The sequence below is a fragment of the Modestobacter sp. SYSU DS0875 genome, assembly GCF_054050915.1.
The window spans coordinates 118,635-142,557 of sequence record NZ_JBJHAH010000004.1; the positions used below are offsets into that span (position 1 = coordinate 118,635).

Below are 23,923 nucleotides of genomic sequence, written 5' to 3' on the forward strand. Positions count from 1 at the left end.
CGTCGGCACCGGGCTCCGGACCCGGCCACTAGGGTCTGCGGACGTGCCCGCCGACGCATCCGCCGTCCCGGGGACGCCGGGTGCCCGGGCGCGCGTGGTCGTCCTGCTCTCCGGGGCCGGCTCGCTGTGCGCCGCCCTGCTCGCCGCCACCGAGGAGCCCGGCTACCCCGCCGAGGTCGTCGCCGTCGGCGCGGACCGCCCGGACGCCGCCGGCCTGACCCTCGCTGCCGACCGCGGGATCGGCACCTTCGTCGTCGCCCTGCGCGACCACCCCGACCGGGCGTCCTGGGACCGAGCGCTGGCCGCCGCGCTGGTCGAGCACCGTCCCGACTGGGTGGTCTCGGCCGGGTTCATGAAGCTGTTGGGCCCCGCCGTGCTGGCCGCCTTCGGCGGCCGAGTGGTCAACACCCACCCGGCGCTGCTGCCGGCATTCCCGGGGGCGCACGCCGTCCGCGACGCCCTGGCCGCCGGGGTCACCACGACCGGCGCGACCGTGCACCTGGTCGACGCCGGCCTGGACACCGGCCCGGTGCTGACCCAGCGCCCCGTCCCCGTGCACGCCGACGACGACGAGGCGAGCCTGCACGAACGGATCAAGACCGTCGAGCGCGAGCTCCTGGTGCGCACCGTGGCCGCGCTGGCCACCGGCGCGCCGATCCCCTCCCCACCGACTCCCGCCATCCCGACCGAGGAGAGCACCCGATGACCGAGCGCACCCCCGTCCGCCGCGCGCTGCTGGGCGTCTACGACAAGAGCGGCGTCGACGAGCTCGCCCGCGGCCTGGTCGACGCCGGTGTCGAACTGGTCAGCACCGGCGCCACCGCGGCGCGGATCGCCGCCGCCGGGCTGCCGGTCACCCCCGTCGAGCAGGTCACCGGCTTCCCCGAGTGCCTCGACGGCCGGGTCAAGACGCTGCACCCGGCGGTGCACGCGGGCATCCTGGCCGACCGCCGCAAGCCCGCGCACCTGGCCCAGCTGGAGGAGCTGGGCATCGCCGCCTTCGACCTGGTCGTGGTCAACCTCTACCCGTTCAGCGACACCGTCGCCTCCGGCGCCTCCCCGGACGAGTGCATCGAGCAGATCGACATCGGCGGCCCGGCGATGGTGCGGGCCGCGGCGAAGAACCACCCGTCGGTGGCCGTGGTCGTCGACCCGGGCCGCTACGAGGAGGTCGTGGAGGCGGTCGGCGCCGGCGGCTTCACCCTGGCGCAGCGCCAGCAGCTGGCCGCCGAGGCGTTCCGGCACACCGCGGCCTACGACGTCGCGGTCGCCTCCTGGATGGGCAACGTCCTCTCCCCGGACGACGAGAGCGGCTTCCCCGAGTGGGTCGGCGGCAGCTGGGAGCGCACCGACGTCCTCCGCTACGGGGAGAACCCGCACCAGGGGGCGGCGCTGTACCGCAGCGGGCAGCCGGGGCTCGCCGACGCCGACCAGCTGCACGGCAAGCAGATGTCCTACAACAACTACGTCGACACCGATGCCGCCTGGCGGGCCGCGCACGACCACCGCGAGCCGTGTGTGGCGATCATCAAGCACGCCAACCCGTGCGGGATCGCGGTCGGGGCGGACATCGCCGCCGCGCACCGCAAGGCGCACGCCTGCGACCCGGTCTCGGCCTTCGGCGGGGTGATCGCCGCCAACCGCGAGGTCGACCTGACCCTCGCCGAGCAGATCTCCGAGGTGTTCACCGAGGTCGTCGTCGCGCCGTCGTTCACCGAGGACGCCCTGGGCCTGCTCACCCAGAAGAAGAACATCCGGCTGCTCCGGATGCCCGAGTCCCCGCGGCTGACCGTCGAGCTGCGTCCGGTGAGCGGCGGGCTGCTGCTGCAGACCGCCGACCGGATCGACGCCGCCGGCGACGACCCCACCAGCTGGACCCTGGCCACCGGTCAGCCGCTGGACGCCGCCGGCCTCGACGACCTGGTCTTCGCCTGGCGGGCCGTGCGCGCGGTGAAGAGCAACGCCATCCTGCTGGCCGCCGACCGGGCCACCGTGGGCGTCGGCATGGGTCAGGTCAACCGGGTCGACTCCGCCCGGCTGGCCGTGGCGCGGGCGGGGGAGCGGGCCGCCGGGTCGGTGGCCGCCTCCGACGCGTTCTTCCCCTTCGCCGACGGGCTGCAGGTGCTGCTGGACGCCGGGGTGCGTGCGGTGGTGCAGCCGGGCGGGTCGGTGCGGGACGACGAGGTGGTCGCCGCCGCGGCGGCCGCGGGGGTGACGCTGTACCTGACCGGCACCCGGCACTTCGCCCACTGATGGCGATCCGCAACACCCGGCCCCCGGTGAGCCCGCCCGAGCCGGACACCGTCTGGGAGGGCGAGGACCTCGCCGGTGCCGAGTGGGACTGGGCCCGGCTGGAACGGGTCACCTTCGTCGACTGCCGCTTCGACGACGCCTCGTTCGCCGAGCTGGTCACGGTGCGGTGCGTCTTCGAGCAGTGCCTGCTCACCGGCGTGGCCATGGCGGGCGCCCGGCACGAGGGGACGGCCTTCCTCTCCTGCCGGTTCGACCGGGCGATGCTGTCGGGCAGCACCTGGTCCGGCTGCAAGCTCACCGGCTCGCAGTTCCCCGGCGCGACGCTGCGCCCGATGACCACCGCCGACACCGACTGGAGCTACACGTCGCTGCGCGGGGTGGACCTGTCCGGCGTCGACCTCTCGGGCCAGAAGCTGGTCGAGGCCGACCTGACCGACACGGACCTGCGTGAGGCCGACCTGACCCGTGCCGACCTGCGGCACGCCCGGCTGCAGAGCACCCGGCTGCGCGGGGCCGACCTGCGCGGCGCGGACACCGACGGGGTGAACTGGCACGGCTTCGACGTCACCGGCGTGCGGCTGGACGTCGTCCAGGCGGTGACGTTCGCTCGCGCCCACGGGGCGCTGGTCGCCGACTGACCTGCCGGGCGGTCAGGTCGTCCAGGCCGGTATGCACCAGCTCCAGCCCGGTGCCGCCGCCGTTCAGCCGCACCACGAGCAGCCTGATCCCGGCCGCGACGCCGGCGAGCAGGAGCAGCAGGCCGGCCAGGGTGTCCGGGCGGCGGCAGGCCGTCGGCCGGTGCCCGTCGCCGGGCCGCTCGCCGCGGTGCCGGGCCAGCGCTCCTGCGGGTGCACCACCTCGGTGGGCTGGTCGGCCAGTGGCGGGGCGGGCTGGAGCCCGCCCCACCACGCGGAGCTGCCGTTCGTGGTGGGCTCCCCGTCCCACGGCACCTGCCGGGAACGGCTGTCGGGCACGCTCATCGGTCCTCCTCGCGCGGGCCGCCCCCGCGGCCGGCGGTGTGCGGGAGCCCAGGGGAACGGGCGTGCGGCAGACTGGCGGCGTGGCGGCGACGACTCTGGACGGCAAGGCGACGGCAGCGGCGATCCGGGCGGAGCTCACCGGGCGGGTGGCCGCGCTCGCGGCCGCCGGACGGCCCCCTGGGCTGGGCACCCTGCTGGTCGGTGACGACCCGGGCAGCCGGTGGTACGTCTCGGCGAAGCACTCCGACTGCGCCGAGGTGGGCATCGCCAGCATCCAGCGCGAGCTGCCGGCCACCGCCACGCTGACCGACGTGCTGGCCGTCGTCGACGAGCTCAACGCCGACCCGGCGTGCACTGGCTACATCGTCCAGATCCCGCTGCCGCGGGGGATCGACGAGAGCGAGGTGCTGGAGCGGATGGACCCGGCCAAGGACGCCGACGGCCTGCACCCGACCAACCTGGGGCGGCTGGTGCTCGGGGTGCCGGGCCCGCTGCCCTGCACCCCGGTGGGCATCGTCGAGCTGCTGCGCCGGTACGACGTCCCGCTCGCCGGGGCCGAGGTCGTCGTCGTCGGCCGCGGGATCACCGTCGGCCGGCCACTCGGCCTGCTGCTCACCCGGCGCACCGAGAACGCCACGGTGACCCTCTGCCACACCGGCACCCGGGACCTGGCCGCGCACACCCGGGACGCCGACGTGGTGGTCGCCGCCGCCGGGGTGCCCGGGCTGATCACCGGGGAGATGGTGAAGCCCGGGGCCGCCGTGCTCGACGTCGGCGTGAGCCGGGTCGACGGGAAGATCGCCGGTGACGTCGCCGCGGACGTCCGCGACGTCGCCGGATTCGTCGCCCCCAACCCCGGCGGGGTGGGCCCGATGACCCGGGCGATGCTGCTGGCCAACGTCGTGCTCGCCGCCGAGCAGGCGGCCGGCGCGGAGGTCCTCTCGGCGTGACCCGGCCGGCCCGTGAGCCGCTGTACCGGCGGCGGCCGCTGCTGGCCGGCTTCCTCCGGCAGTGGCCGCTGCTGCTGGTCATCGTGGTGGTCGGTGCCGGCCTGGGGCTGGTGGCGCTCGAGCAGTGGCGCCGCGGCCTGGTGCTCATGGGGGTGGCGGTGGTCGGTGCCGGGCTGATGCGGCTGCTCCTGCCGGCCCGCCGGATCGGGTTCCTGGCGGTGCGCAGCCGCCCGGTCGACGTGGGGCTGAGCCTCGTGGTGGGCCTGGCGGTCGCCGGCATCGCGCTGGCCATCCCGGCCGACTGACCCGTGCGGGGCGCCCCGCATGGCCCTGCGGGCGGATCCGGGGCTAGGTTGGCGGGCATGGTGGAGCGGGACCGGCAGGGCAAGGTGACCGTCGTCGGCGCCGGTTTCTACGGCTCGACCACCGCGCTGCGGTTGGCGGAGTACGACCTGTTCGAGACCGTGGTGCTCACCGACATCGTCGAGGGCAAGCCCGAGGGGCTCGCGCTGGACATCAACCAGTCGCGGCCGATCGAGGGCTTCGAGACCCGGGTCGTGGGGGTCGGAGGCGGCTCCTACGAGGGCACCGAGGGCTCCGACATCGTCGTCATCACCGCCGGCCTGCCGCGCAAGCCGGGGATGAGCCGGATGGACCTCATCGAGACCAACGCCGGCATCGTCCGCTCGGTCGCGGAGAACGTCGCGCGCACCTCGCCCGACGCCGTCGTCATCGTCGTCTCCAACCCGCTCGACGAGATGACCGCGCTGGCCCAGCTGGCCACCGGTTTCCCGAGGGCCCGGGTCATGGGGCAGGCCGGGATGCTCGACACGGCCCGGTTCACGAACAACGTGGCCCAGGAGTGCGGCGTGCCGGTCGGCTCGGTGCGCACCCTGACGCTCGGGTCGCACGGCGACACGATGGTCCCCGTTCCCTCGCGCTGCACCGTCGACGGCCGCCCGCTCGCCGAGGTGCTGCCCGCCGACCGGATCGCGCACCTGGTCGACCGCACCCGCAACGGCGGGGCCGAGGTGGTCGCGCTGCTGAAGACCGGCTCGGCGTACTACGCCCCGTCCGCGGCGGCCGCCCGGATGGCGCGCGCGGTGCGGGAGGACGCCGGGGCGGTCATGCCGGTGTGCGCCTGGGTCGACGGCGAGTACGGCATCTCCGGGGTCTACCTGGGGGTCGAGGCCGAGATCGGCCGGGCAGGAGTGCGGCGGGTCGTGCAGAGCGACCTGACCGACAGTGAACTGGCGGGCCTGCGTGAGGCCGCCGAGGCCGTCCGCGCCAAGCAGGCCGATGTAGCCGACCTCTGACCACGACGGTCAGAGCTGCAGAGAGGGAAACCGAACACGTGACCAAGATCAAGGTCGAGGGCAAGGTCGTCGAGCTCGACGGCGACGAGATGACCCGGATCATCTGGCAGTTCATCAAGGACCAGCTGATCCTCCCGTACCTGGACGTCGACCTCGAGTACTACGACCTCGGCATGGAGTCGCGCGACGCCACCGACGACCAGATCACCGTCGACGCCGCCAACGCCATCAAGAAGCACGGCGTCGGCGTCAAGTGCGCGACCATCACCCCCGACGAGGCCCGGGTCGAGGAGTTCGGCCTCAAGCGGATGTACCGCTCGCCCAACGGCACGATCCGCAACATCCTCGGCGGCGTCATCTTCCGCGAGCCGATCATCATGGCCAACGTGCCGCGGCTGGTGCCCGGCTGGACCAAGCCGATCATCGTCGGCCGCCATGCCTTCGGTGACCAGTACCGCGCCACCGACTTCCGCTTCCCGGGCGCGGGCACCCTCACGGTGACCTTCACCCCGTCCGACGGCTCCGCGCCGATCGAGCACGAGGTCTTCCAGGCCCCGGGATCCGGTGTCGCGCTGGCCATGTACAACCTGGACGAGTCGATCCGTGACTTCGCGCGCGCCTCGCTCAACTACGGCCTGGCCCGCAACTACCCGGTCTACCTCTCCACGAAGAACACGATCCTCAAGGCCTACGACGGCCGCTTCAAGGACCTGTTCCAGGAGGTCTTCGAGACGGAGTTCAAGGACCAGTTCGCCGCGGCGGGCATCACCTACGAGCACCGCCTCATCGACGACATGGTCGCCGCCTCCCTCAAGTGGGAGGGCGGGTACGTCTGGGCCGCCAAGAACTACGACGGCGACGTGCAGTCCGACACCGTGGCGCAGGGCTTCGGCTCGCTGGGCCTGATGACCTCGGTGCTGGCCACCCCGGACGGCCGCACGGTCGAGGCCGAGGCCGCGCACGGCACGGTCACCCGCCACTTCCGCGCCCACCAGCGCGGCGAGGCGACCTCGACCAACCCGATCGCGTCGATCTTCGCCTGGACCCGGGGCCTGGCCCACCGCGGCAAGCTGGACAACACCCCCGAGGTGACCCGGTTCGCCGAGACCCTGGAGAAGGTCTGCATCGACACCGTCGAGAGCGGCCAGATGACCAAGGACCTGGCGCTGCTGATCAGCAAGGACAGCCCGTGGCTGAACACCCAGGACTTCCTGGCGGCCATCGACGCCAACCTGCAGAAGGCGATGGGCTGAGCAAGGACGCCGCACGGACGGCCCCCGCGATCACTCGGTCGCGGGGGCCGTCCCGCGTACGGGGGCCGCGCCCGGCGCCATGATCACCTCGGCGTCGCCGGGGTGTCGAGCGCGTGGTGACCCCGCTGGCGCCGGGGTGAGCGAAGCCTGTGGACGGCGCCAGCGCGACAGCCGCGGGCTCCGGCCCGCTCCGCGGGTGCCCCGCCCACCTGCGCGTCCACCCGCACTCGACGGGCGGGTCTTCCGCGGTGAGACGGCGGTGGCCCGTGGTCTGCTGACCCCCGACCAGCTCCGCAGCACGGCCTGGCGCCGGGTGCTGCCCGGCGTGTACGCCGACGCACGGCTGGCCCCCGACCACCGGCTCATGGTCACCGCGGTGTCGCTCGTCGCCCCACCGACCGCCGTCTTCGGTGGCCGCACGGCGGCGCTGCTCTGGGGCGCCGAGGGTGTGGTCGGCGCTGTCCATCCCGTCGAGGTCGTGCTCTCGGTCGGTCGACGCTGGAGCCCGCGGTCACCGGCCGTACGGGTGCGCACCGCGGTGCTGGACGACGACGACGTCGAGGTGCGGAACGGGTTGCGGGTCACTGGACGCACACGGACGGCGGTCGACCTGATCCGCCGTGGCCCGCTGGAGGACGGCGTCGTCGTCCTGGACCAGCTCGGACACCAGCGCGTGGTGCGACTCGAGGAGGTGCGCGCCGCGGTCGCGGCGCTGCCCCGGTCGCGGGGCAGCGCACAGGCCCGGCGCGCCGCCGCGCTCGCCGACGGGCTGGCCGGGTCGCCGCAGGAGACCCGGGTGCGGCTGGTGCTGGTGCGTGCGGGCCTCCCGTCGCCGGTGGCGCAGTTCGAGGTACGCCACCGCGGCGGCTTCGTCGCCCGGGTGGACTTCGGCTGGCCCGCGCACCGGCTGGCGCTGGAGTACGACGGTCAGTGGCACGCAGAGCCGGGCCAGTTCGCGCGCGACAGGCAGCGGCTGAACCGTCTGACGGCGGCCGGCTGGCGGGTCGTGTTCGTCACCGCCGCCGATCTGCGCCGACCCGACCTGCTGGTGGCGCGGGTGGCGGAGGCGCTGCGCGGATGATCACCTCGGCACCAGCAGGCCCTCGGGGACAGCGAGTGCCCGGGAGCGCCGAGGTGATCACAGAGCTCAGGTGCCGAAGAGCTGGGTCCACCAGGGGCCGCCGGCGCCCTGGGCCACGCCGATGCCCAGGGTGCCCAGGTCGCAGTTCAGGATGTTCGCCCGGTGGCCGGGGCTGCCCATCCAAGCGGCCATCACCGCGGCGGCGTCCGGCTGGCCGTAGGCGATGTTCTCCGCCCGTGCGTGCTCGATGCCGGCCGCGCGGGCCCGGGCGAACGGGTCGCGGCCGTCGGGGTCGACGTGGGAGAAGAAGTCCCGGTCGCGCATGTCCGCGCTGTGCGCGCGGGCGACCCCGGCGAGGCCGCCGTCGGCCACGACGGCCGGGCAGCCGGCCGCCGCGCGCTCGGCGTTGACCAGGTCGAGCACCTGCTGCTCCGTGCCGGCGCCGGCCGCCGCCACAGGGCCGGACGGCGGGGTGGGCGCCGGCGCCGGTGCCGGTGCCGGTGCCGGTTCGGGGGAAGGCGCGGGGAGAGCCGTGGACGTGGCCGAGCCGGGGGCCGTGACATCCGCCTCTGGTGCGGGGAGCGGCTCGGACCCGGCGGCCGGGGGAGCGGGGGGCTCGGGGACGGTGGTCTCCGGCTGCGGTGCGGTGCCGGCGGGGACGTCGGCGGCGGTGTCGGGTGCCGGAGTGGTCGACGGCCGGGGCTGCGGGGCCTCGGCGGCGGCCTCGGTCAGCTGGGTGCGGACCACGCCGTGCACGACGGTGGCCGTGGAGGCGACCAGCACCAGGACGGCGGCCAGCAGCAAGGGCGCCCAGAGCGACCGGCCACGCCAGCGGAGCGGGCGGTACAGGGCGGCGTCCAGGCGGCGCAGCGCGGACGGGCGGGGCGGGGAGGGAGGCACGGCTCGCCCTCAGCAGCGGATCGCGGACGTCACCCGACCGAGGGTAGCCGGAAGCGGACAGTCACCAGTGCGGCCGCGGAGGGAACACCCGGGGGAGGGGGGCGGGTTCGACGGGGAGGACCCGTGGCGGGTCCGGCCACTACCGTGGTCCGCTGACGCCGGCAGAGCGCTGCCGAGCACTGCATCTGGAGGAACACGCCGCTCGTGAGCGACGTCTGGCTCAACATCGTCATGGTCGTCGGGTTCGTCCTGATCGGCGGTGCGTTCTCGGGGGCCGAGATCGCCCTGGTCTCCCTGCGTGAGTCGCAGGTCCGTGCGCTGGCCGACACCGGCCGCCGCGGGCAGGCGCTGCACAAGCTGCTCGGCGACCCGAACCGCTTCCTCGCCGCGGTGCAGGTCGGGGTCACCCTGGCCGGCTTCTTCTCGGCTGCCTTCGGGGCCAGCACGCTGTCCGGGCCGCTCGCCGACCTCCTGGTCGACCGGGGCCTCCAGGTCACGGTGGCCGACCCGCTGGCCTTCGTGCTGGTCACCATCGCGATCAGCTACCTGTCGCTGGTCGTCGGTGAGCTGACCCCCAAGCGGCTGGCCCTCCAGCGGGCGGAGGGGTTCTCCCTCGTCGTCGCCGCGCCGCTCAACGCCATCGCCAAGCTCTTCCGGCCGGTCATCTGGCTGCTGTCGAAGAGCACCGACCTGCTCGTCCGGCTGCTCGGCGGTGACCCCACGCAGAGCGGTGAGTCGATCAGCCAGGAGGAGCTGCGCGACCTGGTGGCGGCGCACGAGTCGCTCTCCAGCGACGAGCGGCGGCTCATCGACGAGGTGTTCCGCGCCGGCGACCGGGAGGTGCGCGAGGTCATGACCCCGCGCACCGAGGTGCACTTCCTGGACGGGTCGACGACCGCGAGCCGGGCGGCCAAGCAGGTCGCCGACTCCAGCTGGTCGCGCTACCCGGTGGTCGGCCGGGGGGAGGACGACGTCATCGGCTTCGTGCACGTCCGCGACCTGTTCCTGCCCACCCACCCCGCCGGGCGGGCGGCGACCGTGGCCGACCTGGCCCGGGAGGTCAAGCAGCTCCCCGGTACGGCGAAGGTGCTCAACGCGATGTCGGAGATGCGCCGGGAGAACCGGCACTTCGCGATCGTCGTCGACGAGTACGGCGGCACCGACGGCATCGTCACCCTGGAGGACCTCATCGAGGAGGTCATCGGGGACATCTACGACGAGTACGACGCCGACGTCGCCGCGGAGGACGCCGAGCCCAGCGGCGGCCCGCAGGAGCTGGACGGGCTGCTGAACCTCGACGACTTCGCCGAGGCCACCGGCCTCGAGCTGCCCGAGGGGCCCTACGAGACGGCCGCCGGCTACCTGCTGGCGGCGCTGGGCCGGCTGCCGGTGGTGGGTGACGTCGTCGAGGTCGAGGGCCGCACGCTCACCGTGCTGGAGCTGGACGGACGGCGGATCGCCCGCATCGAGGTCAGCCCCGCGCCGGAGCCGGAGGACACCGAGGGCGCCGCCGCGGAGTCCAGGGCCTAGCGGCGCTGCTGCACGAACTCCCAGGCGTCGCGGACGATCTTGCGCAGGTCGGTGTGCACCGGCCGCCAGCCCAGGTCGCCGTGGATCCGGGCGGAGCTGGCCACCAGGCGGGCCGGGTCGCCGGCGCGGCGGGGGCCCACGACCACCGGTAGCTCGTGCCCGGTGACCTCGCGGACGGCGTCGACCATCTCCTGCACCGAGAACCCGCTGCCGCTGCCCAGGTTGTAGACCCGGTGCTCGCCCGGTGCCGGGGCGGGGAGGGCGAGCAGGTGCGCGGCGGCGAGGTCCTGCACGTGCACGTAGTCGCGGATGCAGGTGCCGTCGGGGGTCGGGTAGTCGTCGCCGTAGACGGTGAGCGACTCGCGGGTGCCCGAGGCCACCTGCAGGGCGATCGGGATCAGGTGCGTCTCGGTGGCGTGCCGCTCGCCCCGGCCGTACGCGGCGCCGCCCACGTTGAAGTAGCGCAGGCTCACCGCGGCGAAGTCGTACGCCACCGCGTAGCTGGTGAGCATCGCGTCGACGGCCAGCTTGCTGGCGCCGTAGGTGTTGGTCGGCCGGGTGGGCGCGGTCTCCGGGATGGGCACCTCCTCGGGCTCTCCGTAGGTGGCCGCGGTGGAGGAGAAGACGATCCGGCGGCAGTCGGCGGCGCGCATCGCCTCCAGCAGCGCCAGCGACCCGCCGACGTTGTTCTCCCAGTACAGCTCCGGCGCCTGCTGGCTCTCCCCGACCAGGCTCTTCGCCGCGAAGTGCAGCACGGCCTCGGGGCGGACGTCGGCGAGCACGGGCGCGGAGTCGTGCAGCGAGGCCTGCACCAGGCGCGCGCCGTCGGGGACGGCGTCCTGGTGCCCGGTCGAGAGGTCGTCGAGCACCGTGACCTCGTGGCCCTCGGCCAGCAGAGCCGCGGTGACTACGCTGCCGATGTACCCGGCTCCGCCGGTGACGAGAACGCGCATGCCCGGGAGCCTAGACACGCGCACGCCGGAAAGCCTGGACAGGTGCGCCCCCCGCACCGGTAGGAGGAGCCCCGTGGTAACCGCACGTCCCGCAGTCGCCGCGATGCCGGCCTACCGGCCCGGCCGCAACCCCGCCGACCTGGCCCGGGAGATCGGCGTGCCGCGCGCGGTGAAGCTGGCCAGCAACGAGGTGGCCTTCCCGCCGCTGCCGGCCGTCGTCGAGGCGATCGCGGCGACGGCAGGGGAGACCCACCGCTACCCCGACAACGGCGCGACCGTGCTCACCGCGGCGCTGGCGGAGCGGTACGGCGTCAGCCCCGGTCAGGTGGCCACCGGCTGCGGCGCGGTCACCCTGCTGCAGCAGCTGGCCCAGGCCTACAACGACCCGGGCACCGGCATCGCGTTCGCCTGGCGGTCGTTCGAGATGTACCCGCTGCTGGCCCAGGTGGCCGGCGCCCGCGCCCAGCAGGTGCCGCTGGTGCCCGGGACGCCGGGCGGCGCCGCCGACACCCACGACCTCGAGGCGCTGGCCGCCGTGGTCGACGAGCGCACCCGGCTGGTGCTCGTCTGCAACCCGAACAACCCGACCGGGACGGCGGTTCGCCGGGCGCAGCTGGAGCGGTTCCTCGACGCGGTCCCCGAGACCGCGCTGGTGGTGGTCGACGAGGCCTACCGGGAGTTCGTCACCGACCCTGGGGTCCCCGACGGCGTCGAGCTGATGCGCGGGCGGCCCAACGTCGCGGTGCTGCGCACCTTCTCCAAGGCGTGGGGCCTGGCCGGGCTGCGGGTGGGCTACCTGCTGGCCGAGGACCCGGGCGTCGCCGACGCGGTGCGCCGCACCCACGTGCCCTTCAGCGTCTCCAGCCTCGCGCAGGCTGCGGCGGTCGCCGCCCTGGCGAGCGAGGACGAGGTGCGGCAGCGGTGCGCCGCCGTCGTCGCCGAGCGCGACCGGCTGACCGCAGCGCTGCGCGAGCGGGGCCTGCCGGTCGCCGACAGCCAGGCCAACTTCGTCTGGCTGCCGCTGGGTGAGCGCACCGCGGACGTCGCCGCAGCGCTGGAGGCGCGCGCGGTGATCACCCGGCCGTTCCCCGGCGTGGGGCTGCGCGTGACGGTCGGGACGGCGGAGGAGGACGACGTCCTCCTCGGCGCGCTGGACGCCGTCCTGACCAGCGCCGGGACCGAGGACGCGGACACCTGACCGGAGACCGGTGGGGCGCGTGGTTCGATGAGGGACGTGCCTGCTCCCCGCGTGCTGTCCGGCATCCAGCCGACGGCTGACTCGTTCCACCTCGGCAACTACCTGGGTGCGCTGCGGCAGTGGGTGGCGCTGCAGGACGACCACGACGCCTTCTACTGCGTCGTCGACCTGCACGCGATCACCGCGGAGCAGCCCGACCCGGCGGTGCTGCGCCGGCGCACGCTGGTCTCCGCCGCGCAGCTGATCGCGCTGGGCGTCGATCCGGCGCGCAGCACGCTGTTCGTGCAGAGCCACGTGCCCGAGCACGCCCAGCTCGCCTGGGTGCTCCAGTGCCTGACCGGGTTCGGCGAGGCCAGCCGGATGACCCAGTTCAAGGACAAGAGCACCCGCGAGGGCGCCGGGACGACGTCGGTCGGGCTGTTCACCTACCCGGTGCTGCAGGCCGCCGACATCCTGCTGTACCGGGCCGCCCGGGTACCGGTCGGTGAGGACCAGCGGCAGCACCTGGAGCTGACCCGTGACCTGGCCACCCGGTTCAACGGCCGGTACGGCGACACGTTCGTGCTCCCCGAGGCGTACGTGCCGCCGGGGGCGGCCAAGGTGCTGGACCTGCAGTCGCCGGACAAGAAGATGAGCAAGAGCCTGCCGCCGGCCGGCTGCGTGAACCTGCTCGACGACCCGAAGGCGACGGCGAAGAAGATCCGCTCGGCGGTCACCGACACCGGCCGCGAGATCGTCGCCGACCCGGTGGAGAAGCCCGGCGTGACCAACCTGCTGGCCATCCACTCGGCGCTGTCCGGGCAGACCGTGGCCCAGCTCGAGGAGCACTTCGCCGGTCGCGGCTACGGCGACCTGAAGAAGGAGCTCGCCGACGTGGTCACCGAGGCGTTCGCCCCGGTGCAGCAGCGCACCGCCGAGCTGCTGGCCGACACCGGCGAGCTGGAGCGGGTGCTGGCCGCCGGGGCCGCCCGTGCCCGCGAGGTCGCGGCCCCCACGCTGGCCACCGTTTACGAGCGGGTGGGCTTCCTGGCCCCGGTCGGGGGCACGCCGGCGTGACCGACCGACCGCTGCGCGCCGACGACACCTTCGTGCACCGCCCTTCGGCGGAGCGCGAGGTGCCGGCCGACACCGCCGTGCTGGGCGTGGTGGTGTCGATCCCGGAGCCGTGGGCGCAGCTGCTGGTCGAGTGGCGGGGCAAGTGCGGGGACCCGCAGGCGAGCCTGGTGCCGCCGCACGTCACGCTGCTCCCGCCCACCGAGGTCGCGGTGGGTGACCGCCCGGCGATCAGCGCCCACCTGGCGCAGGTCGCGGCGGCCCACCCGCCGTTCGACATGCGGCTGTCGGGCACCGGCACGTTCCGCCCCGTCTCGGAGGTCGTCTTCGTCGCCGTCGAGCGGGGCGTCGCCGACTGCGAGCTGATCGCCACCGACGTCCGCACCGGCCCGCTGGCCCGGCCGCTGGCGTTCCCGTACCACCCGCACGTGACGGTCGCGCACGACGTGCCGGGGGAGATGCTGGACCTGGCGCACGCCGGTCTGGCCGACGTGCGGGCGGACTTCCGGGTGGACTCGTTCACCGAGTTCGAGCAGCTCCCGAGCGGCGCCTGGGCCGTCGCCCGCGAGTACCCGCTCACCGGCACACCGCGCTGACCTGCGGCGACCGGGCCGGAACGCTCCGGTCGACGGGCGCCGGAGATCGCCAGACCGCACACTCGGTCCGGTGACCGAGCCCAGGACGACGCCTGACCGTGTCGACGGTCCGGCTCCGGGCAACCCCGTCACCCGGTTGGCCGCCGCCGCCCGCCGTCTGCTGCGCCGGGGCCGGAACCGGTGGCCGTGGCTGGACCACCTCGTGCACGCCGGGGGCCACTACAACCGGGTGCAGGGTGACCTGCTCGCCTCCGGCGTCACCTACTACGTCTTCCTCGCGCTGTTCCCGGTGCTGCTGCTCGTCGCCGCCGTCGCCGGGCTGGTGCTGCGGGGCAACCCGCTCCTGGAGCAGCGCATCGTCTCCGGGATCCGCGACGCGGTGCCCGGGTCGACGGGCGCGGACCTGGCCGAGCAGGCCGAGGCGGCCATCGACAGCGCCGCCACCTTCGGGCTGGTCGGCCTGCTCGTCTTCCTGGTCATCGGGCTGCGCGCGATGGACAAGCTGCGGGTCGGCATGGACGTCGTCTGGCGCGGCCAGCCCGATCCGCCGAACTTCCTCACCGACCGGGTCAGGGACGTCGCCGGCCTGCTCGGCTTCGGGGTGGCGGCGGCGCTGAGCATCGCGCTGACCACCAGCGCGACGTCGGCATCGACCCGGCTGCTGGGCCTGCTGGGCCTGGACGACGTCCCCGGTTCCGGGGTGCTCACCGCGGCGGTGGCGATCGCGCTGGCCCTGGTCGGCGACACCCTGGTCTTCCTCTGGCTGCTGCGCGGCGTGCCGGACAACCCGTTCGGCTCGCGCCAGCTGCTGCCCGGCGCGGTGTTCGGGGCGGTCGGGTTCGAGCTGCTGAAGGTCGCCGGCACCCTCTACCTGACCGTCATCAGCGGGAACGTCACGGCGCAGACGTTCGGCGGGATCGTCGGCCTCATCGTCTGGCTGAACGTGGTCTTCCGGTTCGCCTTCTACACCGCGGCGTGGACGGCGACGATCCCGTCGCTCGAGCAGGAGCGGATCGCCGCCGGGCACGTGCGGCCGGTGGTCAGCGCGCCGGACCCGGTGGCGCCGGCCGAGGCCCGTCCGGGTCGTCCGCCGGCGGCGTCCCCGGCCGCGGATCCGGCGGCGGACCCGCGGGTGTCCCCGGTGCGGACGGCGGTGGGGCTGCTGGGGGCCGGTGCCCTGACCGGTGCCCTGGGGGTGGCGCTGGGGACCGGGTGGCTGGCCCGCCGTCGGCGGGGGCGGCGGGCCGGCTGACCGGGCGGCGGGCCCGCCGGCGGCCGACGACGGTGGCGAGGACCACCAGCACCGCGGCGACGGCCAGGGCGACGGGCACGAGCGGGCTGCTCGGCTCCTGCGCCGCCGTGGGGGCGGCGGCGGTGACCGGCGGGGCCGCGACGGCCGGGCGCGAGGAGGCGGTCGGGGTGGGGTGGGCCGGGGTGGCCGACGCCGTCGGCTCGGGCTCGTCGGGGTCGACCAGCCGGCCCGGGGCGTCGACCGAGGCCGGGGTGGCGAAGCCCCAGTCGAGGAGCCGGGTCGCCTGCTCCTGCTCGTGCACCGGGCGGCGCTCGGCCTGCATCAGGCTGACCACCAGCCGGCGGCCGTCGCGCTCGGCCGCGGCGACGAAGGTGTGCCGCGCGGCGTCGGTGAAGCCGGTCTTGCCGCCCAGCGCTCCCGGATAGCCCGACAGGAGTGCGTTCTGCGACTGGATCTGGAAGCCGTCGAAGCCGGGCGCCGGGGGCATCTGTGCGACCCGGGTCTGCAGCACGTCGAGGGTGTAGGGGTCGGCCACCAGCTCCCGCATGAACAGGGCCAGGTCGTAGGGGGAGGAGGACTGGCCGGCCACGTCCAGGCCGGACGGCGTGCCGACGACGGTGTCCGAGGCCCCCAGCCGGGCCGCGGTGGCGTTCATCGCCGCGACCGTGGCCTCGACCCCGCCGGCGGTGCGGGCCAGCGCGTTGGCCACGTCGTTGCCCGACTGCATGACCAGCGCCCGGAAGAGCAGGTCGACGGGGTACTGCCCGTCGTGCACCAGCCCGACCCGGCTGCCCTCGATCGCCTCGTCCTCGACGGTGGCGACCACGACCTGGCCCGGGTCCAGCTGCGGCGCCAGGGTGAGCAGGGTCAGCGTCTTGATCGTGCTCGCCGGGTAGTAGCGGCCGTGCGGGTCGCGGGCGCCGAGCACCTGACCGGTGCCGGCGTCGGCCACCAGCCAGCCGCGCGCGTCGATCCCCTCGGGCAGCGGTGGGGCGCCCTCGGCGGTGACCACCCCGCGGGTGTCCAGCCCCGCCCCGCCGACGGTGCTGCCGTCGACGGCGCTGCCCTGCGGCGGGCCGGCCTCGTACGGCGCGGTCGGCGTGGGAGCCCCGGGGTCGACGGTGGGCCGGGTGGTCTCGGCGGAGGCGGTCACCCCGGGTGGGGCGAGCACCGCGATGGCGACCAGGGCGACGGTGACCAGGGCACGGACGACGGCGGACCGGACGACGGGGCCGGCGCACGGCCGGGCCGGGGACGTCGGGTGGCGCATGACGGGCACGCTAACCCGGCCGGGTCGCGGGCCGGGCTGTGGGCGCCGTCTCACCACGGCTGCGGGGTGTGTGCCCGGTGTTGCCCGTAGGCAACGATCCCATCTCTATCCGTCTCCTGGTGGCCGCACCCGCGTCACCCGCAGTTAGCGTGCCGGGGGCGTCGTCGAGCGGTCCGGTCACCCCGGCTGGGCGGGCGGCGGAGCACTGAACACCTGGCACCGGGGCCCACCGATCCGATCGGCCGGGCCCATGAGAGAGGAGACCGTCTTGCGCCGAGTGCGTGGGATGAAGGCCGCGGCACTGCTGCTGGCCGGCAGCATGGCCCTGGCGGCCTGCGCCAGCGACGAGACCGACAGCGGCTCGGGCGGCAGCGGCGGCAGCGGCAACGACGACCTCATGATCGGCCTGGCGTACGACACCGGCGGCCGGGGCGACAAGTCGTTCAACGACTCCGCCTACGCCGGGGTCGAGGCCGCCGTCGAGGAGCTCGGCCTGTCGATGGAGGAGAACGTCCAGACGCTATCGCCGAACGACGACGCCTCCAACCGCGGTGAGCTGCTCACCCAGCTGGCCGAGCAGGGCTACGACCCGGTGATCGCCGTCGGCTTCAACTACGACGAGATCATCGGTGAGGTCGCCGCGGAGTTCCCGGAGACCACCTTCGCCCAGGTCGACGGCTCCAACGAAGACGGCGCCAAGGGCGACAACGTCACCGGCCTGCTGTTCGCCGAGGAGCAGGGCTCGTTCCTGGCCGGCGTGGCCGCGGCGTCGAAGACCGAGACCGACAACATCGGCTTCGTCGGCGGTGTGCAGAGCCCGCTGATCGAGAAGTTCCAGGCCGGCTACGAGGCCGGTGCCCGCGCGGTGAACCCGGACATCACCATCCAGAGCCAGTACCTGTCGCCGGCCGGTGACTTCAGCGGCTTCGGCGCCCCGGACCGCGGCTACAGCGTGGCCCAGGGCTTCTACCAGAACGGTGCAGACATCGTCTTCCACGCCGCTGGTGGCTCCGGTGAGGGCGTCTTCCAGGCCGCGGTCGAGACCGGCAACCGGGCCATCGGCGTCGACTCCGACCAGTGGCAGCTCGGCTCCCCCGAGCAGCAGGCCGTGATCATGACCTCGATGCTCAAGCGGGTCGACAACGCGGTGCAGGAGTTCATCCTGTCCTTCGCCGAGGGTGAGGTCGAGGGCGGCACCGACGTCGTCTACGACCTGGAGTCCGACGGCATCGGCCTGGCCACCTCCGGCGGCTACATCGACGACATCGCCGACGTGATCGAGGACTACCGCCAGCAGATCGTCGACGGCGAGATCACGGTCCCCACCACTCCGTGACGCGCTCGTCCTGAGCACACGGACGGCGGCGGGCTCGGGGGCGGCACACGCCCCCGGGACCCGCCGTTTTCCGTGTGTACCGTCTGCGCGTCGGACGACAGCGCCGCAAGACCACGCCCGAGAACCACCGCCAGCCGCAAGACCTGCGGCCGGAGGCCCACCCCGCGCCACCACGCCGGTCCCCCGAGGAGAGCCCGTTGACCGAGTCGGCACCGCTCGCGGTCGAGCTCCGCGGCATCACCAAGCGCTTCCCGGGCGTGGTGGCCAACTCCGACATCCAACTGCGCGTCCGCCGCGGTGAGGTGCACGCGATCGTGGGGGAGAACGGCGCCGGCAAGTCGACGCTGATGAAGACCCTCTACGGCATGCACCGCCCCGACGAGGGCGAGATCCTCGTCGACGGCCGCCCGGTCACCTTCCGCAGCCCGGCCGACGCGATCGGCGCCGGGATCGGCATGGTGCACCAGCACTTCATGCTGGCCGACAACTTCACCGTGCTGGAGAACGTCGTGCTGGGCAGCGAGCCCACCAGGGGCGGCCGGCTGGACCGCGCGGAGGCACGGCGCCGGATCCGGGAGATCTCCGACGCCTACGCCCTCGGCCTCGACCCGGACACGCTGGTCGAGGAGCTCGGGGTCGGCGACCGGCAGCGGGTGGAGATCGCCAAGGTGCTCTACCGCGGCGCCCGCACGCTGATCCTCGACGAGCCCACCGCGGTGCTGGTGCCGCAGGAGGTCGACGAGCTGTTCGGCAACCTCGCCGAGCTCAAGCGCGAGGGCCTCACCGTCATCTTCATCTCGCACAAGCTCGACGAGGTCCGGAAGGTCGCCGACGCGATCACCGTGATCCGCCGGGGCACGACCGTCGGTGAGGCCGACCCGCGGACGACGACGGCCCGCCAGCTCGCCGAGCTGATGGTCGGCGCCGAGCTGCCCACCGCGCAGAAGCGTGACTCGACCGTCCGGGACACCCCGGTGCTGCAGCTGCGCGGGGTCACCGTCGCCGCGCCCGGTGGCCGCCCGGCGGTGGACGACGTCTCGCTCACCGTCCGCGAGGGCGAGGTCGTGGGCATCGCCGGCGTCGAGGGCAACGGCCAGGCCGAGCTCGTCGACGCGGTCATGGGGCTGCGGCCGCTCAGCTCCGGCACCGTCCTGCTCGGCAGCGACGAGATCACCGCCTGGTCGACCCGGCAGCGACGGGAGCAGGGGCTGGGCTTCATCCCCGAGGACCGGCACCGGCAGGGGATGTTGCTGGAGGCCCCGCTCTGGGAGAACCGGATCCTCGGCCACCAGACCCGGCCGCCGGCGGTGAAGGGCCCCTTCATCGACCGCAAGGGCGCCCGCGAGGACACCGCGCGGATCATGCGCGAGTACGACGTCCGGGCACCCGGCCCGGACACCGCCGCCATGGCGCTGTCCGGCGGCAACCAGCAGAAGCTGATCGTCGGGCGGGAGATGAGCGCCCGGCCACGGCTGCTCATCGCCGCCCACCCGACCCGCGGCGTGGACGTCGGCGCCCAGTCGGTCATCTGGGAACTGCTCAAGGACGCCCGCGCGGAGGGGATGGGGATCGTGCTGGTCTCGGCGGACCTCGACGAGCTCATCGGCCTGTCGGACACGCTGCACGTCATGCTCCGCGGGCGCCTGGTGGCCACGCTGGACCCGGCCCGGCTCAGCCCGGACGAGCTGGGGAGCCACATGACCGGTGCCGGTGACCCCGCGGTGGGTGCCGCGTGAGCAGGGTCCGCCGCCTGGGCACCGCGCTGCTCGCGCCGGTGCTGGCCATCGTCGTCGCGCTGGTCATCTCCGCGCTGGTCATCGTGCTGATCGGGGAGAACCCGCTCAGCGCCCTCGAGGTCATGCTCGACTTCGGCGACAGCCCGTCGCAGCAGACCCAGGCGATGGTCGTCATCCTCAACCGGGCCGTGCCGCTGTTCCTGGCCGGCCTCGCCGTCTCCGTCGCCTTCCGGATGGGGCTGTTCAACATCGGGGTGGAGGGCCAGTACCGGCTCGCCACCATCCTGGCCGCCGCGGCCGGCGCGGCCGTCGCGCTGCCGGCCCCGCTGCACGTGCTGCTGATCATCGTCGTCGCGATGCTGGTCGGCGCCTTCTGGGCAGGCATCGTCGCCGTCCTGAAGGTCACCCGGGGCGTCAGCGAGGTGATCAGCTCGATCATGCTGAACTTCATCGCGCTCGGGCTGGCGTCCTACCTGCTCACCGGGCCGCTGCGCGGCAGCGAGCCGGGCGCGTCGATCATCACCACCGCGGACATCCCGGAGTCGGGCTGGTTCCCGTCGCTGAACGGGGTGTTCGGGGTGCTGGGGCTGGCCGAGCCGCGCTCGGAGCTGTACGGCTTCCTGCTGGTGGCGGCGGTCGCCGGGATCGTCATCGCGGTGCTGATCAAGCGCACCCGGTTCGGCTTCGACCTGCGCGCCACCGGCATCTCGCCGTCGGCCGCCACCGCCAGCGGCGTCGACGCCCGCGGCATGGTGCTGAAGACGATGCTCATCTCCGGCGCGGTCGCCGGCCTCATCGGCCTGCCCGACCTGCTGGGCAGCTCCCACCACTACGGCACCGAGTTCACCACCGGCCTGGGCTTCCTGGGCATCGCCGTCGCGCTGCTGGGGCGCAACAACCCGCTGGGCATCGCCTTCGGTGCGCTGCTCTTCGGCTTCCTGGACCGGGCCGCGATCCCGCTTCAGTTCGAGGGCATCCCGGCCTCGGTGGTGACGATCATCCAGGGCACGATCGTGCTGGCCGTCGTCGTCGCGAACGAGATCGCCCGCCGCGTCACCCGGCGCCAGGCCGAGCGCGGCGGGGACCAGGCAGCCCCGCCGGCCAGCGGTGACGGCAGCACCGACGGCGGTCAGGGCCCCGGGGGCCCGCCGCCGGCCCCCGGCTCCACGATCGGCACCGGCACCGGTCCCGGCGTGCGCAGCGGGGCAGGCACGGACACCGCCCAGGGAGGAGCGCGATGAGCACCGCGGCCACCACGACGTCCGCCCCGAGCCGGGGGCCGGTCACCGAGCTGCTGCTCGGCGGCGGGCGGGCGCGGCGGATCACCTGGTTGCTGGTCGGGCTGCTCGTGCTCGTCTCGGCGGTCCGCGTGATCTCCGGCGAGCAGGCGCTGACGTCGTCCTCGACGTTCTCCGCCGCGCTGCTGCTGGCCGTCCCCCTGGGCCTGGTGGCCCTCGGCGGCCTGTTCGCCGAGCGGGCCGGCGTGGTGAACATCGGTCTCGAGGGGATGATGATCCTCGGCACCTGGGGGGCCGGCTGGGCCGGCTACCAGTGGGGCTGGGCCGGAGCGCTGATCGGCGGCGCGGTCTGCGGCGCCGCCGGTGGCCTGCTGCACGCCATCGCGACGGTCACCTTCGGGGTCGACCACGTGGTCTCCGGTGTGGCGATCAACATCCTCGCCGCCGGCGTCGTCCGGTTCCTCTCCGAGCTGCTCTACAGCGACAACCCGGCCGGGGGCGGGGTGACCCAGTCGCCGGCGCTGTCCAGCCGGCCACCGTCGTTCTCGTTGCCGGTGCTCTCCTCGGGGCCGGACCTGCTCGGTGACCTGGAGCGCCAGCACTGGTTCCTCGTCTCCGACGTCGCGGGCATCCTGCGCGGGTTCACCAGCGGAGTCGGCGTGCTCACCGTGCTCGCGGTGCTGCTGGTGCCGGCCACCTACCTGCTGCTGTGGCGCACCGCCTTCGGGCTGCGGCTGCGCTCCTGCGGGGAGAACCCGGCGGCCGCGGACTCCCTGGGCGTGCCGGTCTACCGGCTCAAGTACGTCGCCGTGGTCATCTCCGGGGCGCTCGCCGGGCTCGGCGGGGTCTTCCTGGTGTTCGTCGCCAACATCTACCGCGAGGGGCAGACCGGCGGCCGCGGCTTCATCGGCCTGGCCGCGCTGATCTTCGGCAACTGGCGGCCGGGTGGGCTGGCCGCGGGTGCGGGGCTGTTCGGGTTCTCCGACGCGCTCCAGCTGCGCAGCCCCACCGCCGTCGTCGCCCTGCTGCTGCTCATCGCCGTCCTGCTGGTCGGCGTGGCGGTCTGGCAGGCCACCCGGCGCCGGTACGTGCAGGCGGTGATCGCGGCGGCGTTCGGGGCCGCGGCGCTGGCCGGCTTCCTGACCATCGACGAGCTGCCCGAGGGCATCGTCTCCTTCACCCCGCACCTGACCACGCTGCTGGTGCTGTCGCTGGCCTCGCAACGGCTGCGCATGCCCAAGGCCGACGGGCTCGTGTACCGACGAGGAGAGCACTGATGGACGTGGACTGGGACGCGCTGCGCACCGCGGCGCGCGAGGCGATGAGCCACGCCTACGCGCCCTACTCGCGGTTCCCCGTGGGCGTGGCCGGGCTGGTCGACGACGGCCGGGTGGTCACCGGCTGCAACGTGGAGAACGCCTCGTACGGCCTGGGGCTGTGCGCCGAGTGCGGCATGGTCAGCGACCTGGCCCGCACCGGCGGCGGCCGGCTGGTCGCCGTCGCCTGCGTGGGCGGTGACGGGCAGCCGCTGATGCCCTGCGGGCGCTGCCGGCAGCTGCTGTGGGAGCACGGCGGGCGCGACATGCTCCTCGAGACCGTGTCGCTGGGCATCGTGCCGATGAGCGACGTGCTGCCCGACGCGTTCGGGCCCGACGACCTCACGACTGCCGCCACGCGGTCCGCCGGCGGCGCAGCTGCGGCCGAGCGGGGGCAGCAGGCATGAGCGCGCCGTTCGACGCCGTCGACGTCATCCGGGCCAAGCGCGACGGGCAGACCCTCACGCCCGAGCAGATCCGCTGGGTCGTCGGCGCCTACACCGCCGGCGACGTGGCACACGAGCAGATGAGCGCCCTGCTGATGGCCGTCTTCTTCCAGGGCATGGCGGCCGAGGAGCTCTCCGTCTGGACGCAGGCGATGATCGACTCCGGCGTCCGCAAGGACCTCTCCGGCCTGGGTCGGCCCACCGCCGACAAGCACTCCACCGGCGGGGTCGGCGACAAGATCACCTTGCCGCTGGCGCCGCTGGTCGCCGCCTGCGGGGTGGCGGTGCCGCAGCTGTCCGGCCGCGGGCTGGGCCACACCGGCGGCACGCTGGACAAGCTGGAGTCGGTGCCCGGCTGGCGGGCCTCGCTCACCGCCGCCGAGTACGTGCAGCAGCTGCGCGACGTCGGTGCGGTGATCTGCGCCGCCGGTGCCGACCTCGCTCCGGCGGACAAGGTGCTCTACGCGCTGCGCGACGTGACCGGCACGGTGGAGTCGATCCCGCTGATCGCCAGCTCGATCATGAGCAAGAAGATCGCCGAGGGCGCCGACGCGCTGGTGCTCGACGTGAAGACCGGGTCGGGGGCCTTCATGCGCGACCCCGACGACGCGCGCACGCTGGCGCGCACCATGGTCGGTCTCGGCGAGGCAGCCGGGGTGCGCACCGTCGCCCTGGTCACCGCGATGGACCGTCCGCTGGGCCGTTCGGCCGGCAACGCCGTCGAGGTCGCCGAGTCGGTGGAGGTGCTCGCCGGGGGTGGGCCGGCCGACGTCGTCGAGCTCACCCTGGCGCTGGCCCGGGAGATGCTGGCCGGGGTCGGCCGGGACGACGTCGACCCCGCCGACGCGCTCGCCGACGGTCGGGCGATGGACGCCTGGCGCCGGATGATCGCCGCCCAGGGCGGCGACCCGGACGCCTCGCTGCCGCAGCCCGCCGAGCGGCACGTGGTCACCGCGCCGGCGACCGGCACCCTCACCCGGCTGGACGCCTACGCCCTCGGGGTCGCCGCCTGGCGGCTGGGCGCCGGGCGCGCGCGCAAGGAGGACCCGGTCTCCGCCGCCGCCGGCGTCGTCTGGCACGCGGGGGTGGGGGAGCAGGTGACCGCCGGGCAGCCGCTGCTGGAGCTGCAGACCGACGACGCCGCCCGCATCCCGCGTGCGCTGGAGGCGCTGGAGGGCGCCGTCGGCGTCGACACCGCCGACCGGCCGCTCCCGCTGCTCATCGACCGGATCACCGGCTGACGCGCCGCGGGGAGGGTGGCGTCGG

At 74.4% G+C, this 23,923-nt stretch carries 22 protein-coding genes and 1 pseudogene; 19 read left to right on the plus strand and 4 right to left on the minus strand.

The annotated features are described in order from the left end of the window. Window positions 1–43: 43 nt before the first annotated feature. From purN to ACI79Y_RS03545, 3 genes are read left to right on the plus strand one after another with little or no spacing between them, the layout of a single operon-like run. Window positions 44–706, plus strand: a complete 663-nt coding sequence (gene purN / locus ACI79Y_RS03535) for a phosphoribosylglycinamide formyltransferase (protein ID WP_457157140.1) — start codon at window positions 44–46, stop codon at window positions 704–706. Next, complete coding sequence (gene purH / locus ACI79Y_RS03540; protein ID WP_457157141.1) at window positions 703–2,253, plus strand: bifunctional phosphoribosylaminoimidazolecarboxamide formyltransferase/IMP cyclohydrolase; 1,551 nt, start codon at window positions 703–705, stop codon at window positions 2,251–2,253. Before purN ends, purH begins: the two co-directional genes overlap by 4 nt. A 26-nt stretch (window positions 2,254–2,279) precedes the next feature. After that, window positions 2,280–2,891, plus strand: coding sequence for a pentapeptide repeat-containing protein (locus ACI79Y_RS03545; RefSeq protein ID WP_457157142.1), 612 nt, complete (start codon window positions 2,280–2,282; stop codon window positions 2,889–2,891). Window positions 2,892–2,954: 63 nt separating this feature from the next. Here ACI79Y_RS03545 and ACI79Y_RS03550 read toward each other — a convergent pair whose 3' ends face one another. Next, on the minus strand, window positions 2,955–3,233 hold the full coding sequence (locus tag ACI79Y_RS03550; RefSeq protein WP_457157143.1) for a hypothetical protein: 279 nt from the start codon (window positions 3,231–3,233) through the stop codon (window positions 2,955–2,957). An 80-nt stretch (window positions 3,234–3,313) separates the two neighbouring features. Here ACI79Y_RS03550 and ACI79Y_RS03555 point away from each other — a divergent pair, with 80 nt between their 5' ends. The 5 genes from ACI79Y_RS03555 (at window position 3,314) to ACI79Y_RS03575 (ending at window position 7,833) form a co-directional block, all read left to right on the plus strand. Continuing rightward, window positions 3,314–4,183, plus strand: coding sequence for a bifunctional methylenetetrahydrofolate dehydrogenase/methenyltetrahydrofolate cyclohydrolase (locus tag ACI79Y_RS03555; RefSeq protein ID WP_457157144.1), 870 nt, complete (start codon window positions 3,314–3,316; stop codon window positions 4,181–4,183). Further along, window positions 4,180–4,488 carry a DUF3017 domain-containing protein gene (locus tag ACI79Y_RS03560; protein WP_457157145.1) on the plus strand — a complete coding sequence of 103 codons (309 nt, stop codon included), beginning with the start codon at window positions 4,180–4,182 and terminating at the stop codon, window positions 4,486–4,488. Before ACI79Y_RS03555 ends, ACI79Y_RS03560 begins: the two co-directional genes overlap by 4 nt. Before the next feature lie 57 nt (window positions 4,489–4,545). Continuing rightward, window positions 4,546–5,499 (plus strand): malate dehydrogenase, encoded by a 954-nt coding sequence (gene mdh, locus ACI79Y_RS03565; RefSeq protein WP_457157146.1) that lies wholly within the window; start codon window positions 4,546–4,548, stop codon window positions 5,497–5,499. A 38-nt stretch (window positions 5,500–5,537) separates the two neighbouring features. Further along, a complete protein-coding gene (locus ACI79Y_RS03570) occupies window positions 5,538–6,752 on the plus strand; it encodes an NADP-dependent isocitrate dehydrogenase (protein WP_457157147.1) in 1,215 nt (404 codons plus the stop codon). Window positions 6,753–6,948: 196 nt separating this feature from the next. After that, window positions 6,949–7,833 (plus strand): hypothetical protein, encoded by an 885-nt coding sequence (locus tag ACI79Y_RS03575; protein WP_457157148.1) that lies wholly within the window; start codon window positions 6,949–6,951, stop codon window positions 7,831–7,833. 66 nt (window positions 7,834–7,899) lie between these two features. On the opposite strand, the gene ACI79Y_RS03580 is transcribed toward ACI79Y_RS03575, so the two are convergent. Continuing rightward, window positions 7,900–8,733 carry a CAP domain-containing protein gene (locus ACI79Y_RS03580; protein ID WP_457157149.1) on the minus strand — a complete coding sequence of 278 codons (834 nt, stop codon included), beginning with the start codon at window positions 8,731–8,733 and terminating at the stop codon, window positions 7,900–7,902. A gap of 204 nt (window positions 8,734–8,937) precedes the next feature. Here ACI79Y_RS03580 and ACI79Y_RS03585 point away from each other — a divergent pair, with 204 nt between their 5' ends. Then, on the plus strand, window positions 8,938–10,263 hold the full coding sequence (locus ACI79Y_RS03585) for a hemolysin family protein (RefSeq protein ID WP_457157150.1): 1,326 nt from the start codon (window positions 8,938–8,940) through the stop codon (window positions 10,261–10,263). Here ACI79Y_RS03585 and galE read toward each other — a convergent pair. Further along, window positions 10,260–11,216, minus strand: coding sequence for a UDP-glucose 4-epimerase GalE (gene galE / locus ACI79Y_RS03590; protein WP_457157151.1), 957 nt, complete (start codon window positions 11,214–11,216; stop codon window positions 10,260–10,262). The genes ACI79Y_RS03585 and galE overlap by 4 nt on opposite strands. Before the next feature lie 73 nt (window positions 11,217–11,289). Here galE and hisC point away from each other — a divergent pair, with 73 nt between their 5' ends. The 4 genes and pseudogenes from hisC to ACI79Y_RS03610 all read left to right on the plus strand — a co-directional run. Beyond that, a complete protein-coding gene (hisC, locus tag ACI79Y_RS03595; protein ID WP_457157152.1) occupies window positions 11,290–12,414 on the plus strand; it encodes a histidinol-phosphate transaminase in 1,125 nt (374 codons plus the stop codon). 27 nt (window positions 12,415–12,441) lie between these two features. After that, complete coding sequence (trpS, locus tag ACI79Y_RS03600) at window positions 12,442–13,470, plus strand: tryptophan--tRNA ligase (protein WP_457157153.1); 1,029 nt, start codon at window positions 12,442–12,444, stop codon at window positions 13,468–13,470. Continuing rightward, window positions 13,467–14,063 (plus strand): 2'-5' RNA ligase family protein, encoded by a 597-nt coding sequence (locus ACI79Y_RS03605; RefSeq protein WP_457082413.1) that lies wholly within the window; start codon window positions 13,467–13,469, stop codon window positions 14,061–14,063. Before trpS ends, ACI79Y_RS03605 begins: the two co-directional genes overlap by 4 nt. A 229-nt stretch (window positions 14,064–14,292) precedes the next feature. Next, window positions 14,293–15,045, plus strand: a pseudogene (locus ACI79Y_RS03610) (YihY/virulence factor BrkB family protein); the annotation flags it as partial. A 58-nt stretch (window positions 15,046–15,103) separates the two neighbouring features. Here the strand turns inward: ACI79Y_RS03610 and ACI79Y_RS03615 are convergent. Continuing rightward, window positions 15,104–16,585 carry a D-alanyl-D-alanine carboxypeptidase family protein gene (locus ACI79Y_RS03615; protein WP_457157154.1) on the minus strand — a complete coding sequence of 494 codons (1,482 nt, stop codon included), beginning with the start codon at window positions 16,583–16,585 and terminating at the stop codon, window positions 15,104–15,106. Window positions 16,586–16,862: 277 nt separating this feature from the next. Between ACI79Y_RS03615 and ACI79Y_RS03620 the strand changes: the two genes are divergently transcribed. From ACI79Y_RS03620 to ACI79Y_RS03645, 6 genes are all read left to right on the plus strand, one after another. Continuing rightward, window positions 16,863–17,921 (plus strand): BMP family lipoprotein, encoded by a 1,059-nt coding sequence (locus ACI79Y_RS03620; RefSeq protein ID WP_457157187.1) that lies wholly within the window; start codon window positions 16,863–16,865, stop codon window positions 17,919–17,921. A 197-nt stretch (window positions 17,922–18,118) separates the two neighbouring features. Beyond that, window positions 18,119–19,657, plus strand: a complete 1,539-nt coding sequence (locus ACI79Y_RS03625) for an ABC transporter ATP-binding protein (RefSeq protein ID WP_457157155.1) — start codon at window positions 18,119–18,121, stop codon at window positions 19,655–19,657. Beyond that, window positions 19,654–20,898 (plus strand): ABC transporter permease, encoded by a 1,245-nt coding sequence (locus ACI79Y_RS03630; protein WP_457157156.1) that lies wholly within the window; start codon window positions 19,654–19,656, stop codon window positions 20,896–20,898. The genes ACI79Y_RS03625 and ACI79Y_RS03630 overlap by 4 nt, the downstream gene beginning before the upstream one ends. Further along, window positions 20,895–22,172, plus strand: a complete 1,278-nt coding sequence (locus ACI79Y_RS03635; RefSeq protein ID WP_457157157.1) for an ABC transporter permease — start codon at window positions 20,895–20,897, stop codon at window positions 22,170–22,172. Before ACI79Y_RS03630 ends, ACI79Y_RS03635 begins: the two co-directional genes overlap by 4 nt. Beyond that, window positions 22,172–22,618 carry a cytidine deaminase gene (locus tag ACI79Y_RS03640; RefSeq protein WP_457157158.1) on the plus strand — a complete coding sequence of 149 codons (447 nt, stop codon included), beginning with the start codon at window positions 22,172–22,174 and terminating at the stop codon, window positions 22,616–22,618. Before ACI79Y_RS03635 ends, ACI79Y_RS03640 begins: the two co-directional genes overlap by 1 nt. After that, window positions 22,615–23,898, plus strand: coding sequence for a thymidine phosphorylase (locus ACI79Y_RS03645; RefSeq protein WP_457157159.1), 1,284 nt, complete (start codon window positions 22,615–22,617; stop codon window positions 23,896–23,898). The genes ACI79Y_RS03640 and ACI79Y_RS03645 overlap by 4 nt, the downstream gene beginning before the upstream one ends. Window positions 23,899–23,923: the final 25 nt, after the last annotated feature.